The organism is Pseudonocardia lutea, assembly GCF_042658055.1.
Lineage (GTDB): Bacteria > Actinomycetota > Actinomycetes > Mycobacteriales > Pseudonocardiaceae > Pseudonocardia > Pseudonocardia lutea.
Window position 1 is genome coordinate 1 of the sequence record NZ_JBHSQK010000135.1, and the last position, 540, is coordinate 540.

1 protein-coding gene is annotated in these 540 nt (G+C 68.0%); it reads right to left on the reverse strand.

Going from position 1 to position 540, the window contains the following annotated elements:
* Window positions 1–3: 3 nt before the first annotated feature.
* The coding region (locus ACFQH9_RS32000; protein WP_465269551.1) for a 2,5-dihydroxypyridine 5,6-dioxygenase NicX family protein at window positions 4–540 on the reverse strand (537 nt) is incomplete at its 5' end.

Genomic DNA, 540 nt, shown 5'->3' on the forward strand with positions numbered 1-540 from the left:
CGGTCATCGCTTGGCCACCGGCCGCATCTCGGGGACCGTGAGCTCGCCGGCGTCGACGATCAGCTCGTCGTCGAGGTAGAGGGAGTTGCCGCGCATCGGGATGTCGAAGTGACACGCCGTGTCGTTCGGCCCGCCCAGCTCGTTGTTCGGCCCGATGGAGAACATCACGTTGCCGTAGAAGGAGCGCAGCTCCATCCCCATCCCACCGCCGAACTGGGTCAGCCCGTGCCAGTGCGCCCGCTCGTCGAGCCCCCACCCGACATGCGACATCCCGTAGCCGCGCGGATCGTCGAACGACTCGATGTAGGACGTGAGCAGGTCCGCGTCCAACCCCGACGACCCCGCCCCGCCGCGGATGTCACGGATGAACCCCTCCTCGATGGTGATCTCCACCGGGGTCTGCACATAGGTGTTGAACGGCAACAACACGTCCCCGGGCGCCAGCACGATCCTGCCGTCCACCCCGTCGTCGGCCCCACCGGTGAACACGAACGCCGCCGGCCAGTGATCCCAGCGGCCGGGCTGGTCGGTGTAGCCGTA